General features: G+C 74.0%; 10 protein-coding genes. 3 read left to right on the top strand and 7 right to left on the bottom strand.

Going from position 1 to position 11,225, the window contains the following annotated elements:
- Nucleotide 1: 1 nt before the first annotated feature.
- Together ABZ924_RS15005 and ABZ924_RS15010 are read right to left on the bottom strand one after the other, a co-directional pair.
- A complete protein-coding gene (locus tag ABZ924_RS15005) occupies nt 2-1,423 on the bottom strand; it encodes a HAMP domain-containing sensor histidine kinase (protein ID WP_361908535.1) in 1,422 nt (473 codons plus the stop codon).
- Entirely contained in the window at nt 1,416-2,093 is a 678-nt protein-coding gene (locus ABZ924_RS15010; protein WP_361908536.1) for a response regulator transcription factor, read from the bottom strand. Before ABZ924_RS15010 ends, ABZ924_RS15005 begins: the two co-directional genes overlap by 8 nt.
- A gap of 133 nt (nt 2,094-2,226) precedes the next feature.
- Here ABZ924_RS15010 and ABZ924_RS15015 point away from each other — a divergent pair, with 133 nt between their 5' ends.
- Nucleotides 2,227-2,838 carry a hypothetical protein gene (locus ABZ924_RS15015; protein WP_361908539.1) on the top strand — a complete coding sequence of 204 codons (612 nt, stop codon included), beginning with the start codon at nt 2,227-2,229 and terminating at the stop codon, nt 2,836-2,838.
- A gap of 31 nt (nt 2,839-2,869) precedes the next feature.
- Here the strand turns inward: ABZ924_RS15015 and ABZ924_RS15020 are convergent, their stop codons facing one another.
- The gene (locus tag ABZ924_RS15020) at nt 2,870-3,574 is read right to left on the bottom strand and encodes a GntR family transcriptional regulator (RefSeq protein ID WP_361908542.1); all 705 of its coding nucleotides are present in this window, start codon (nt 3,572-3,574) and stop codon (nt 2,870-2,872) included.
- 66 nt (nt 3,575-3,640) lie between these two features.
- Here ABZ924_RS15020 and ABZ924_RS15025 point away from each other — a divergent pair, with 66 nt between their 5' ends.
- The gene (locus ABZ924_RS15025; RefSeq protein WP_361908545.1) at nt 3,641-4,435 is read left to right on the top strand and encodes an SDR family oxidoreductase; all 795 of its coding nucleotides are present in this window, start codon (nt 3,641-3,643) and stop codon (nt 4,433-4,435) included.
- A gap of 355 nt (nt 4,436-4,790) precedes the next feature.
- Here ABZ924_RS15025 and ABZ924_RS15030 read toward each other — a convergent pair whose 3' ends face one another.
- Genes ABZ924_RS15030 through ABZ924_RS15045 form a run of 4 tightly spaced genes read right to left on the bottom strand, consistent with a single transcriptional unit; the run spans nt 4,791 to nt 10,295 of the window.
- Nucleotides 4,791-6,323 (bottom strand): bifunctional 3-(3-hydroxy-phenyl)propionate/3-hydroxycinnamic acid hydroxylase, encoded by a 1,533-nt coding sequence (locus ABZ924_RS15030; protein ID WP_361908548.1) that lies wholly within the window; start codon nt 6,321-6,323, stop codon nt 4,791-4,793.
- Nucleotides 6,320-8,215: an acyl-CoA synthetase gene (locus ABZ924_RS15035; RefSeq protein WP_361908550.1), complete on the bottom strand. Its 1,896-nt coding sequence runs from the start codon at nt 8,213-8,215 to the stop codon at nt 6,320-6,322. Before ABZ924_RS15035 ends, ABZ924_RS15030 begins: the two co-directional genes overlap by 4 nt.
- Nucleotides 8,212-9,153 (bottom strand): fumarylacetoacetate hydrolase family protein, encoded by a 942-nt coding sequence (locus ABZ924_RS15040; protein WP_361908553.1) that lies wholly within the window; start codon nt 9,151-9,153, stop codon nt 8,212-8,214. Before ABZ924_RS15040 ends, ABZ924_RS15035 begins: the two co-directional genes overlap by 4 nt.
- Nucleotides 9,150-10,295, bottom strand: coding sequence for a VOC family protein (locus ABZ924_RS15045; protein WP_361908555.1), 1,146 nt, complete (start codon nt 10,293-10,295; stop codon nt 9,150-9,152). Before ABZ924_RS15045 ends, ABZ924_RS15040 begins: the two co-directional genes overlap by 4 nt.
- Before the next feature lie 142 nt (nt 10,296-10,437).
- Here ABZ924_RS15045 and ABZ924_RS15050 point away from each other — a divergent pair, with 142 nt between their 5' ends.
- Nucleotides 10,438-11,085: a TetR/AcrR family transcriptional regulator gene (locus ABZ924_RS15050; protein WP_361908558.1), complete on the top strand. Its 648-nt coding sequence runs from the start codon at nt 10,438-10,440 to the stop codon at nt 11,083-11,085.
- Nucleotides 11,086-11,225 lie beyond the last annotated feature (140 nt).

The raw sequence follows: 11,225 nt of genomic DNA on the forward strand, positions 1-11,225 counted from the left end.
CTCAGGCGTCCAGCGGGAGCCGGGCCACCAGGCGGGCGCCCTGCGCGGAGTCCTCGACGGCGAGGGTGCCGCCGAGGCGGGTGGCGATGTCGCGGGCTATGGCGAGGCCGAGCCCGGTGCCGCCCTCGTCGCGGCTGCGGGCGTCGTCGAGGCGGGTGAAGCGCTCGAAGACGCGCTCGCGGTCCTCGGGGGCGATGCCGGGGCCGTCGTCGCGGACCTCCAGGACGGCGGTGCCCCGCGCGGCGTCGGCGCGCAGCGAGAGCCGGACGCGCTGCCCGGCGTGGCGCTGGGCGTTGTCGAGGAGGTTGGTGACGAGGCGGGAGAGCCAGAGGGTGCTGCCGCGTACGGTGGCCTCGTCGGCTATCTCCAGCTCGACGGGGATCCGGTCGCCGCGCCGCGCCCGGGCGGCCTCCCGGGCCACGTCGGCGAGGTCGACCGCCTCGGCGGGCGCCGGCTCAGAGGTGTCGAGGCGGGCCAGCAGGAGCAGGTCGGAGGCGAGGTCCTGGAGCCGGACGGTGTCCTCCAGGGCGCCGCCCACCAGCTCGCCCCACAGGGCGGGATCGGGGTGGGCCTGGGCGACCTCCAGCTGGGTGCGCAGCACGGTGATCGGGCTGCGCAGCTCGTGCGAGGCGTCGGCGATGAACCGGCGCTGGCGGATCCCGGCCGCCTCCAGCCGGTCCAGGGTGGCGTTCATCGTGGCGGCGAGCCGGGCGATCTCGTCCTGGCTGCGCGGGACGGGCACGCGCCGGTGCAGGTCGCGTTCGCTGATCTCGGCGACCTCGGCGCGGATCGCCTCGACGGGGCGCAGCGCCCAGCCCGTGACCCGCCAGGTCACGAACCCCACCGTGAGCACGAGCAGCGGTACGGCGACGGCGAGCGCGGCGGTGATGGTCTCGTCCGCGGTGTCGGCCTGCCGCAGCGAGGTGCCCGCGTAGACGGTGACCAGCCCCTGGCCGGTGACGGTGGTGACCTGGACGACACGGTGGCGGTGCTCGCCGCGGGCGGGCGCCGCCTTCCAGGTGCCGCGCACGGTGCCCGGTTTGCCCGGGCGGACGGGGGTGAGGGCGGGCCGGCCGAGCAGGTCGGGGCTGGCCGCCAGGACGCGGCCCCTGGCGTCGACGACCTGGAGGAAGTCGGCGCCGCGCCCCGGGGTCAGTACGGGTTCGAGCCGGCCCGAGGCGGCCAGGGCGGCGGTGGCGAGGGCCTGCTGTTCGGCGTCGGCCTGGGCCCCGCGCACCAGGTTGCCGTCGAGCACGCCCAGCAGGGCGAAAGCGGCTGCGCCGAGCGCGAGGGCCACCACGGTCGTGGCGCCGAGCGTGGCCCGGGCGCGCACGGAGCGGGGGCGCAGCCGGCGGGCCGCCCGCAGGGCCCGGGCGGCGAGGCGGCGCAGGGCCGCGGCCGGGCGGGGGCGGGATTCAGCCACCGTCGGCCGCCAGCCGGTAGCCGGCGCCGCGGACGGTCTCCACCGCGGAGCGCCCGAACGGCGTGTCGATCTTCCGGCGCAGTGCGCTGACGTGGACCTCGACGACGTTCAGGTCGCCCTCGTACGCCGAGTCCCAGACGTTCTCCAGTATTTCCCGTTTCGGTACGACTTCCCCGGCGCGCCGGGCCAGGTACTCCAGCACCGCGAACTCGCGGGAGGTGAGCCGGGCCACGACGGCGCCGCGGGTGCACAGCTGCCGGGCCGGATCGATCACCAGGTCGCCGAACTCCATGACCTGCGGGCTGCGCCGGCCGGTGCGCCGGATCAGGGCGCGCAGCCGGGCGACGAGGACGACGTACGAGAACGGCTTGGACAGGAAGTCGTCGGCGCCGGTGTCGAGGGCCTCGGCCTCGTCGTACTCCCCGTCCTTGGCGGTGAGCATCAGGATCCCCGACTCGCAGCCGCTCGCGCGCAGCCGGGCACAGACCCGGTAGCCGTTGAGGCCGGGCAGCATGATGTCGAGGACGATGGCGTCGTAGTCGTGCTCGGCGGCCAGCCACAGGCCCTGCAGGCCGTCGTGGGCGACATCCACCGAGAAGCCCTCGGCCTGCAGCCCCCGCTGCAGGGCTGCGGCGAGCCGCTTCTCGTCCTCGACCACCAGTACGCGCATGGGGACCAGGTTCTCAGGTCGCGCGGCCGGGTTGCTGAAGGGGTCTTCAGCCTCCTTCAGCGGGGCTTCAGCTTCCGGCGGGCAGGATCGCGCGGGCCGGGCACGGTGTCCGGAGAACGCGAGGAGGAGTCACATGACTCAGTCCAGTCCCCAGCCCTCGGAATCCGCGACGGACGCGGAGGAGACGAAGGCGGCAGCCGCCGCGGGCCAGGGCCGTGCCCGCCTGGTGCGGCTGGTCCGCGAGGGCCGTACCCGCTGGGTGGCGCTCGGGCTGGTCGTCGCGGTCGGCGGCGGGGCCGCCGCGGTGGCGGTGGCCGAGCACCACCACGGCGGGCAGGGTCACGCCCGTTTCGCGGCCGAGGGCCGGGAGCACGGGCACGGCGGGAAGCCGGCGGACGGCCCGTTCGAGGGCAAGCGGCACAAGAGCGGGAAGCCGGCGATCGTCGACGGCAAGCGCGGCTGGCCGGCGCCGGCCGCCCCGGGGCAGCGGGCGGGCGGCGGCCTGAAGGCTCCGGCGCCGCTCCCCTCGCTGCCGGCGGGCCAGGCCCTGGAGAAGGCGGCCGCGGCCGTGGAGGGCGGCAAGGTCGAGGCGCTGCGGTCGATACCCCAGGAGGGCGGCAAGAGCGGCTGGCTGGCCGTGGTGATCGGGCCCGACGGGGTGCGGCACGCGGTCACGCTGTCCGGTGAGGACGGCACGGTCACCGGCAACACCGTGGCCGGCAAGGGGCTGCGCGCCGGCCGCTGACGCCACGCCGGCGGGCCGGGCGGGCGGGCGTTCAGGCCTCCCGTCCGGCCTCCGTCGCGGCGAGCTGGCGGCACAGCACCCGGCAGGCCGACAGCACGTGTTCCTCGGCGGCCTCCTGGGCCGCCCGCCCGTCGCCGGCGCGCAGGAGCCGTACGAGCTCACGGTGCTCCTCGACGACGGCCGCGCGGTAGTCCGCGTGGCCGAGGCGGACGCGCGTGAGCTGGTAGAGGTGGACCTGCGAGCGGATGCCGGCCCAGCCGTCGTACAGGCGGCGGTTGCCGGCGAGTCGGTGGATCCGGTCGTGGAAGTCCAGGTCGAGGGCGAGGAGCCGCGGGCCGTCCGCGCCGCGGGCGAGCTCCGCCGCCATCGCATCGACGCGCGCGTCGAGCTCGGCGGTGTCCTGCGGGGCCGCCCGCTCGGCGGCGAGGCGGGCGGCGAGGCGGTCCAGGGCGGCGCGGACCGCGTAGAGCTCCTCCGCCTCCTGTGCGGTGACCTCGATGACGTTCGTACCGCGGTGCCAGGCGCTGCGGGTGAGCCCCTCGCGCGCGAGGACGGCCAGGCCCTCGCGGACCGAGCCGCGGCTGATGTCCAGCGACTCGGCCAGCTCGACCTCGCGCAGCGGGGCGCCGGGCGGGAAGTGCCCGGCGAGGATCGCCTCGCGGATCCGGTCGGCGGCCTCCTCGGCCAGCCCGCGGCGGCGGGCGCGGCCCATGCCGCCGCCCGAGGTGATGTCCATATGTCGAATGTTGACATTGATAGGCCGGTGCGGTCAAAGTCGGACAGCGAGCCGAAGGAGACCGCAATGACCGCGATGAACCGACCTGAGGTGCGCCCGGTGGGCCGGGTGGGCCGGGGCGTCCTGGTGACCGGTGCGTCCCGGGGCATCGGGCGGGCGATCGCCGCCGCCTTCGCCCGGGGCGGGGACCGGGTGGCCGTGCACTGCTCGACCCGGCGCGCCGATGCGCTGGACACCCTCGCCGCGCTGGAGGGGGATGGGCACGTGCTCGTCGAGGGCGACCTCACCGACCCGGTGCGCGTGGAGGCCCTCGTCGACGAGGCGGCCGAGGCGCTGGGCGGGGTGGACGTGCTGGTCAACAACGCCGCGGTGATGGTCCGCCACCCCCTGGCCACCACCGCGTACGCCGCCTGGCAGGAGGCCTGGCAGCGCACTGCGGCGGTGAACCTCTTCGGTGCGGTGAACGTCAGCTACTGCGCCGCCCGGCGGATGATCGACGAGGGCCGGGCGGGCCGCATCGTCAACGTCGGGTCGCGCGGGGCGTTCCGCGGGGAGCCCGACCATCCCGCGTACGGGGCCACCAAGGCGGCGCTGCACGCGTTCGGGCAGTCGCTGGCCGTCTCGCTCGCGCCGCACGGGATCGCGGTCGCCTCGGTGGCGCCGGGCTTCGTCGCCACCGAGCGGGTCGCGGACCGGCTCGCCTCCGCCGAGGGTGGGGCCATCACCGCGCAGAGCCCGTTCGGGCGGGTCGCGGAGCCGGAGGAGGTGGCCTCGGCCGTCCTCTACCTCGCCTCCCCCGAGGCGACGTGGTCCTCGGGCACCATCCTGGACGTCAACGGCGCCTCCTACCTCCGCACCTGACCACCACCCAAACCGGGCGCTCCCTGTCCAGCCCCACCCCCTTCCGAGCCGGGGCCCGGCACTTTCAGCCTCGCCCCCTTCCGAAGCCGGGGTCCGGCACTTTCAGCCTCGCCGGCGTTTGAGTGGGGGTCCCCCCGGACGGAGTCTGGGGGAGGTCCGGGCAGAGCCCGGTGCCCGGCGAAGCCGGGATTCTCGGGGGGCGCCGCCCCGACCCCCGCGCCTCAAACGCCGACAAGGCTGGATTGACCCGGTGGCGATCGGCGAGCTTGTCGGACTCGGCGCGATCGCACGGAATTGCTTGAGACGGGCGAAGCATCGTTCGGCGACCGTCAACTCGCCTCGTACTGACACAGAATCACCCTCGGAAACGCCCGCAGGAGCTCGGTGCGGGCAGGAGCCCGCACAGGGCCTTCGGGTCAGGTGCGGTGCGTTGGACGGTGCCGTCGGGGCGGACCAGTGCCGCTGCGGTGCGGCCACTGCGGAGCCAGCGGTGCAGGGCGGTGCCGGGCGCGGCGGTGACCAGGACACCGCCGCGGTCGTGGACCTCGGAGCGCAGTGCGGGGGTGACGGCTGCGGAGGTGACCAGCGCGTAGCGGCCCGCGGCCAGGTCGTCGAAGCGTCGGCCGTCCGGCAACGGGGCGTTGGGGCACAGACGTCCCGCGAGGCCGAGCCCGAGCCGTCCGCGGTCGACCAGGGCTGAGCGGTGCAGGGCCGGGGTCCGGCTGTCGAGAATGCGGTTGCTCAGGCCGGGAAGCCGGTGCAGGCGGGGTGCGAGCAGACGGCGAACGGCGTTGCCGGTGTCCCCGCCCGCAGTCATCGCCGTGCCGACCAGCTTGGCGAGGGTGATCATCGAGCGGGCGTGGGGCTTGCGTTCGGCCTCGTAGCTGTCCAGTACGTGTTCGGGGAGACGGCCGTCGAGGACGGCGGCGAGCTTCCAGGTGAGGTTGGCGGCGTCGCGCAGGCCCGCGCCCATGCCCTGGCCGATGAAGGGCGGCGTGAGGTGGGCGGCGTCGCCGAGCAGGAGGAGCCGCTGCTTGCGCCAGTGGTCGGCGATCTGGGCGCGGAAGGTGTACTCCGCCGTGCGCACGATCTCCAGTTGCTCCGCGCGGAGGTCGCCGGTCCAGGGCCGGACGAGGGAGTGCAGGCGGGTCATGTCGCGGTAGTCGTCGGCTCGTTCACCGGAGAGGAGCTGGAACTCCCAGCGGTAGCGGCGCTCGCCGATGCGCATGTAGGTGGCCGCACGCACCGGGTCGCAGACCTGGTGCACGCCCTCCCACTGGGCCAGGTCGGCGTCGGTGGCGAGGTCGACGACCAGCCAGCGTTGCGTGAAGGCCAGGTCCTGCATGGTGGAGCCGATCGTCGCGCGGGCCAGGCTGTTCGCGCCGTCGCAGCCGAGCACGTACTCGGCGGTCACGGTGCCGGCCTCGCCGGTGGTCCGGTCGGTGAGGCGGACTCGTACCGGCCCTCCGTCGGACTGCTCGATCGCGGTGATCTCCACGTTCCCGCGCAGAGTGACGGTCGGGTGCCGTTCGAGGTTGGCGCGCAGCAGCTCCTCCAGTTGGGGCTGGTCGAACATGTTGGCCTCGGGGTGGCCGTGGCGGCCCAGTTCGGCGCCGCGCCGGAACTCGGCCAGCACCCGCAACTCGCGGTCCAGGAGCCGCAGGCCCTGGGCGGGGCGGGAGATCGCGGCGAACTCCTCGGCGACGCCGAGGCGGGCGAGCAGTCGGTAGATCTCGTCGTCCAGGTGGACCGCCCGCGGAAGCGGGTAGACCGAGTCCCAGCGGTCCAGCACGAGGGTCTCGATGCCGTACTGGCCCAGCAGTGTCGCCGCGGCCAGCCCGGTGGGGCCGGCGCCGACGACGACGACCGGGACGGCGCGGACGGTCATGACATCACCGGTCCGGGCGTCGGCCGGGACCAGGTCCAGCGCAGGGCGTACTGGTCGAGGACCGCGCTGATGGCTTCGCGGTCACCGGTGCCGGGGGTGACGGACAGGAGGACGGAGCCGTCCTCGACCGCCGCGTCGACGTGGGCGTCGTGGCCGTGGGCGGCCAGGGCCTCCGCGACGGCGAGCCGGGTGGCGTCGGCTCGCAGGGCGAGTTTGTAGGGCTTGCCGACATCGGTGACCGGCAGCGCGGTGAGGACGGTGACGGTCTTCGGCGCGGCCGCGGCTTCCGGGACGTGTTCGGCGGCCCACTGGCGGAGCTCGTCCTCGCTCACGTCCGCTTCCGGCGCGAGGGTCACGTACGCCACCGGGACCTCGCCCGCGTGCGGGTCAGGGCGACCGACCGCGCCGGCGCCGGTGACGTGCGGGTGGGCGAGCAGTGCGTCCTCGATGACGGCCGGGTCGATGTTGTGGCCGCCACGGATGATCAGGTCCTTGGCGCGGCCGGCCAGGTGGACGAACCCGTCAGCGTCGAGACGGGCCAGGTCGCCGGTGTCGAGCCAGCCGTCCACGAGCTTGCCGAGGCCGTCGAGGACCGGACGGCCTCGGTCGTCGCGGCCGGTGACGTATCCGGCGAACACGGTCGGGCCGCTGATCGCCAGCAGGCCGGTCTGCCCGACGGGCAGCTCCGTCCACGAGTCCGGGTGTACGACCTTCACGTGCTGGTAGGGCATGCGCTGCCCGACAGCGCCGGGGCGCGGCGCGTCGGGAAAGCTGCGGGCGCTGGCACAGGTGGCCTCGGTCAGGCCGTAGCCCTCGACCAGCGTCACCCCCGTGTGGGCCTCGAACGAGGTGCGGACGGCGTCGGGCAGCGGCGACGCGCCGACCATGGCGTGCCGCAGGCTGCTGATGTCCGCCGCGCCGACGGGGCACTGGGCGAGCACCTGGTAGACGGTCGGCACCGCGCTCATGGCGGTGATGCCGTAGTGCTCGACGATCGACCAGAACTCAGGGTACAGGGCCGGTTCGCGATAGCCGAGCGGTCCTGCCCACACCACCTGCTGGCCCTTGAACAGCGGCGCCAGCAGTGTCACGACGAGGGCGTTGACATGGAACAGGGGAAGGGCGGCGAAGATGGCGGCGTCGCCGTCGAGCATCGAGTTGGCGGCGATCATCCAGGCGTTGGCGACCTCGCCCGCGTGGGTGTGCGCCGCGAGCTTCGGGGTACCCGTCGTGCCGCCGGTGTGGAAGAACGCCGCCAGGTCACCCGCCGCGGGCGTCTCGCCCGCGAAGCCGGACGCGTCGTCGTCCCGGGACAGCTCCGCCAGTTCGCCGACCAGGACTCCGGCGAGTCTCGGCAGTGGCACCGAAGGGGCCTGCGCCCCCGTGGGACGGAGCACCAGGACCGCGTCCAGTGCGCCGGTCAGCTCGGGGACCTTCGCCCACACCTCCGGGGCCGGCTCGGGTCCTGCGGCGATGAGGACCCGCGCGCCGGAGCACCTCAGCAGCTCGCGCAGGTGGGCCGGGGCGAGTGCGCCGTTAAGCGGCGCGGCGATCCCGGCGAGCTGGGCGGCCAGAGTGGCCGGTATGAGTTCCGCGCAGTTGGGCGCCATCAGGGCTACGGCGTCGCCGCGCCGCACCCCGAGACGGTGCAGCAGGTTCGCATAGCGGTGCACCCGCTCCAGCAGGCCGGCGAACGTCAGCCGGGCCGGCCCGCGCCACTGGGCAGCGTTGGGCAGCACCGTCAGGGCGGTGCGGTCCGGCCAGGTGCTCGCCGCGCGCACGAGCAGGTCGTACGTCGAGCCGGGCAGACCGCGCGCCTCCAGCGGGACCGCCTCGATCGAGGGCAGGTCGTCGGGGCCGCGGTAGCGGGGCCACAGCAGGTCCTCGGTCACTGCGCGTACCTCACCGTCATGCGCTGGCGGCCCAGGTCGAGCCTGCCGTCGTCGGTGGCGACGGCCGCCTCCACCAGGTCGCCGTCACGCAGGTACTTGGGGTTCTTGGCCTGGGACTTGAAGAACAGGCGCCACTTGGTCGCGGCCGGCAGCAGCGAGCCCAGGATCTCGACCGGCTTGGGCGGCGCGCTGAGCGCGGTGCCGACCGGGGTACCGGTCAGCAGCAGATCGCCGGGGTCCAGCCGTTGGAAGCCGGTAAGCGCCTTCAGGGCCTTGAGAGGTCCGTGGATCATGTCGGACGCGGTCATGTCCTGCCGCAGTTCGCCGTTGACCCACAGGCGCAACCGCAGCTCGGCGAACCGGTCGAGGTCGCCTTCCTCCAGCAGCACCAGCACCGGCCCGGTGGGGGTGAAGGTGGGGTAGGACTTGGACTCGTAGAACTGGGTCTTCGGCAGTTGCAGGTCCCGGGCGGAGACGTCGTTGGTGATGACGAGGGCGGCGACGTGGCCGGCGAGGTTCGCGGAGGTGACCTCGGTGCCGACCGGGAGCGGTGCGCCGATGACGAGGCCGATCTCCACTTCGTAGTCGAGCAGCCGGACGTGGGCGGGCTTGACGATGTCCTCGTACGGGCCGCTGATCGATCCGGACGCCTTGCGGAAGAACGCGAGCGGGACGCTCTTCGGTGCAAGGCCCGCATCGGCCGCGTGCGAGGCGAAGTTCGCCATCTGGGCCACGACCCGGCACCCCGGGGTGACCGGGGAGAGCACCGCGAGGTCGGCGACCGGGACGCCGGGGTCGGTGCTGTGCACGGCCGCGGTGACGGCGTCCCGGTCGGCCAGCAGTTCGGCGGTGGTGGCGGCCGCGGTCCGGACCCGGACGGCGCGCTGCTCGCGGACGGCGTACCAGCCGTCGGCGGTGCGCAGGACGTTGACGCTCATCGGTTCATCGCTTTCATCAGGCCCAGCAGGCGGCCGGGGTCGATCTCGTTGTCGGCGCGCAGTGCGCGCACGACCTCACGGATCAGGGCGGGGGTGGGGTCGGCGCCGAGGAAGTCGCGGGTGGCGGGCGGGCCCCACTGGGCCAGGCCGCTCGCGGACATCGGGGCCCAGCCGGGTTCCAGGTCGCAGTCGAACAGGTCGCCGTCGGCGAAGTGCTCGACCATCAGCCTGTCCGGGTCACGCCAGTAGTCGAAGAGCTGGCTTCCCTGGATGTGCCGGCCGATGCCCCAGCTGCGCTGGTAGCCGCGCTCGGCGAGGTACTGCCCGCCGGCGGCGATCGCGTCGAGGTCGGTGACCTGGTAGGCGGAGTGGACGTAGCCCGTGCGCGGACCCAGGTGCATCGCGAGGGTGTGGTGGTCGACCGGCGTGCTGCCCTGGTCGCAGCGGATGAACGCCATCGTGGGCCCGCGGTCGCGCCGGCCGTCCAGGAACAGGAAGTCGCTGACGATCAGCCCGAGGGTGTCCAGGTACCAGTCCAGGGCCCGGGTGAACTTCGGCGTCTCCAGCACGACGTGGCCCAGCCGCTGGATCCGGGCGGGTTCGCGCGGCGGGCGCTGGGTGGTGTTGGTCCGGATGCGATGGCCGCCGAAGTTGAGCGGGAGCGGGGTCTGTTCGGGCATGGCCGGGAGCTGCTCGGTGCCGTGGACGACGCGGACCGGGAAGCCGGACGGGTCGGCCAGGTCCACGACCCGCCCGCCGCCGAACTCCCCGAGCTCGCGGACCGGATGGCCGGTGGCGCGGGCCAGGCGGTCCAGGTCCGCGCGCTCGGCGGCCCGGAACGCCGGGCCGAGGAACCGCGAGGTACGGCCGTGGCGCACCACCACGCACGCCGAGCCGGGCAGGGTGCCGCGCAGATACAACGTCCGGCTGGTGCGCGCGGCGACGGCGAAGCCGAAGTCGCGGGCGAACACCTCGGCGCGGGCCAGGTCGGGTTTCTCGAACTCCAGCCAGGCCAGGTCCGCCACTTTGATCACGGGCTGCCGGGCGCGGCCGGGATGTTCCCCGCGCAGCGGCCCGTGCTCGCTGTGCAGGTCCTGGTGTGCGGTGGTGGGTCCGGGCGGGCGGACTCGGTCGTCCGACATGGGGGCTCCGTCAGTGGTGGGTCGAACGGACACGCTTCTGATGAGAAGCTCTTAATTGATAGAAGCATCAGTCTTGAAGGACCCGATCGTCAAGTGCGGGAGTGATGGAATCATCAGATCTGAATGCGCCTAGACTGACGGGATGCAGAACCAGTCCGACACCAGCGACGGCCCGGCGACCGCGAACCGCTTCGAACGCCGCCGGGCGCGCACCCGCCAGGCGCTGATCGGCGCCGCGCGGCAGATCCTGGCCGAGACCGGCGAGACCTCGGCCAGCATCCAGGAGATCGCCGACCGCGCCGACGTGGGCTTCGGCACGTTCTACAACCACTTCGAGACGAAGAACGAACTGTTCGACGCGGCGGTCGGCGACGCCCTGGAGGAGTACGGGCAGCTGCTCGACAGCGTCACCGAGGGCATCGACGACCCGGCCGCCGTCTTCGCCGCCAGCATCCGCCTCACGCTTCGGCTGGCCGCCTCGCATCCCGAGATCACCCAGATCCTGCGCCTGCGCGGCCTGCCCCACATCAACGCCGCGACCGGGCTCGGCCCGCGCGCCCTCCGTGACCTGGAGGTCGGCAAGGCGTCCGGTCGCTTCACCTTCGAAGACCCGCTCGTCGCCCTGTCCGCGGTCGGCGGCGCGCTGATCGGCCTGATCCAGCTCAACTCGGCGCGCGATCTCGACGCCGCGGCCGGTGAGCAGATGGCCGAGATGATCCTGCGCATGCTCGGACTCCCGGTGAACGAGGCCCACGAGATCTCCACCCGTCCACTGCCCGACCTGCCCTGACCTCGGCGGGCCCCGCCGGCCGCACGCCCGTCCAGGCCCCCGCTCCCTTTCGAAGCTGCGGTCCGGCAAATCCAGCCTCGCCGGCGTTTGAGTGGGGGTCCCCCGGACGGAGTCCGGGGGAGGGTCCGGGCAGAGCCCGG

It is taken from the genome of Streptomyces sp. NPDC046876, assembly GCF_040645035.1.
Classification (GTDB): Bacteria; Actinomycetota; Actinomycetes; order Streptomycetales; family Streptomycetaceae; genus Streptomyces.

Coding starts and splice junctions, on each gene's coding strand:
- ABZ924_RS15030 (WP_361908548.1), bottom strand. CDS start 6,323: ATGACCGTCCGCGCCGTCCCGGTCGTCGTCGTCGGCGCCGGCCCCACC.
- ABZ924_RS15040 (WP_361908553.1), bottom strand. CDS start 9,153: ATGAGCGTCAACGTCCTGCGCACCGCCGACGGCTGGTACGCCGTCCGC.
- ABZ924_RS15025 (WP_361908545.1), top strand. CDS start 3,641: ATGACCGCGATGAACCGACCTGAGGTGCGCCCGGTGGGCCGGGTGGGC.
- ABZ924_RS15020 (WP_361908542.1), bottom strand. CDS start 3,574: ATGGACATCACCTCGGGCGGCGGCATGGGCCGCGCCCGCCGCCGCGGG.
- ABZ924_RS15010 (WP_361908536.1), bottom strand. CDS start 2,093: ATGCGCGTACTGGTGGTCGAGGACGAGAAGCGGCTCGCCGCAGCCCTG.
- ABZ924_RS15045 (WP_361908555.1), bottom strand. CDS start 10,295: ATGTCGGACGACCGAGTCCGCCCGCCCGGACCCACCACCGCACACCAG.
- ABZ924_RS15050 (WP_361908558.1), top strand. CDS start 10,438: ATGCAGAACCAGTCCGACACCAGCGACGGCCCGGCGACCGCGAACCGC.
- ABZ924_RS15015 (WP_361908539.1), top strand. CDS start 2,227: ATGACTCAGTCCAGTCCCCAGCCCTCGGAATCCGCGACGGACGCGGAG.